The sequence below is a fragment of the Cupriavidus alkaliphilus genome (genome assembly GCF_900094595.1).
Lineage (GTDB): Bacteria > Pseudomonadota > Gammaproteobacteria > Burkholderiales > Burkholderiaceae > Cupriavidus > Cupriavidus alkaliphilus.
Genome location: NZ_FMAD01000029.1, coordinates 1 through 1,487, shown reverse-complemented (window position 1 = coordinate 1,487; position 1,487 = coordinate 1). Strand labels below are relative to the sequence as shown.

2 protein-coding genes are annotated in these 1,487 nt (G+C 66.2%); both read right to left on the bottom strand.

Annotation, left to right across the window (positions count from 1 at the left end; genetic code table 11):
• Position 1: 1 nt before the first annotated feature.
• On the bottom strand, positions 2–721 hold the full coding sequence (locus tag GA0116996_RS27845; protein ID WP_092318363.1) for an ABC transporter ATP-binding protein: 720 nt from the start codon (positions 719–721) through the stop codon (positions 2–4).
• Positions 722–737: 16 nt separating this feature from the next.
• Positions 738–1,487, bottom strand: a 750-nt coding sequence (locus GA0116996_RS27840) for an ABC transporter ATP-binding protein (RefSeq protein ID WP_243419799.1), incomplete at its 5' end; no start/stop codon positions are given.

Below are 1,487 nucleotides of genomic sequence, written 5' to 3'. Positions count from 1 at the left end.
ATCAGACCCCGAGCAATTCATGCAGCACCGGCATCTTGGCCTGCAGCTCGCTGGCCGCGAAGCGTTCGACGATGGTGCCGTGCTCCATCACGTAGAAGCGGTCCGCCAGCGGCGCGGCAAAGCGGAAGTTCTGCTCCACCATCACCACCGTGTACCCCTTCTGCTTGAGCATCCGGATCATGCGCGCCAGCGCCTGCACGATCACCGGTGCCAGACCTTCCGAGATCTCGTCGAGCAGCAGCAGGTTGGCGCCGGTGCGCAGGATGCGCCCCACCGCCAGCATCTGCTGCTCGCCGCCCGACAGGCGCGTGCCCTGGCTCTGGCGGCGCTCCTTCAGGTTCGGGAACATCTCGTAGATGTCGGCCTCGCTCATGCCCGAGTCCTTCCCCTTCAGCTGCGGCGGCAGCATCAGGTTCTCTTCGCATGAGAGGCTGGAGAAGATGGCGCGCTCTTCCGGGCAATAGCCGATGCCGTAGTGCGCGATCTTGTGCGTGGGCAGGCCGATGGTCTCATGGCCATTGACCCGGATCGAGCCCTTGCGCGCGCCGGTCAGGCCCATGATCGCGCGCAGCGTGGTGGTGCGCCCCGCGCCGTTGCGGCCCAGCAGCGTGACCACCTCGCCGGGGTTCACGGTCAGGTCGACGCCGTGCAGGATGTGCGATTCGCCGTACCAGGCGTGCAGACCCTTGATTTCCAGGGCGGGAGTAATGGCTGTGCTCATGTGTCGTCCCCCGGCCTCAGTGCGCGCCCTGCAGTTCCGCGTCGGCGGTGCCCATGTAGGCCTCCATCACGCGCGGGTCCTTCGACACTTCCGCATACGGGCCTTCGGCCAGCACCGCGCCGCGCTGCAGCACCGTGATCTTGTCGGCAATCGACGAGACCACGCTCATGTTGTGCTCCACCATCAGGATGGTGCGGCCCGCCGAGACCTGCTTGATCAGCTGCGTGACGCGGTCCACATCCTCGTGGCCCATGCCCTGGGTGGGCTCGTCGAGCAGCATCAGCTCGGGCTCCATCGCCAGCGTGGTGGCGATCTCCAGCGCGCGCTTGCGCCCGTACGGCAGGTTCACCGTGAGCGTGTGCGCGAACTCGGTCAGGCCGACCTGATCGAGCAGCTCCATGGCGCGGTCGTTGAGCACATCGAGCGAGCGCTCGCTGCGCCAGAACTGGTATGCGGTGCCGAGTTGCCGCTGCAGCCCGATGCGCACGTTCTCCATCACCGTCAGGTGCGGGAACACCGCCGAGATCTGGAACGAGCGGATCACGCCGCGCCGCGCGATCTGCGCCGGCTTTTCCCGTGTGATGTCGATGCCGTTGAATAGGATGGTGCCGGTGGTCGGCTCCAGGAACTTGGTGAGCAGGTTGAAGCAAGTGGTCTTGCCCGCGCCATTGGGGCCGATCAACGCATGGATCGAGCCGCGGCGCACCCGCAGGTTGACGTCGCTCACCGCCGTGAACCCCTTGAACTCCTTGGTGAGGTTCCGCGT

Bases quoted from the DNA above. Each gene is read 5' to 3' on its own strand.
- GA0116996_RS27845 (WP_092318363.1), bottom strand. From the start codon at position 721: ATGAGCACAGCCATTACTCCCGCCCTGGAAATCAAGGGTCTGCACGCC.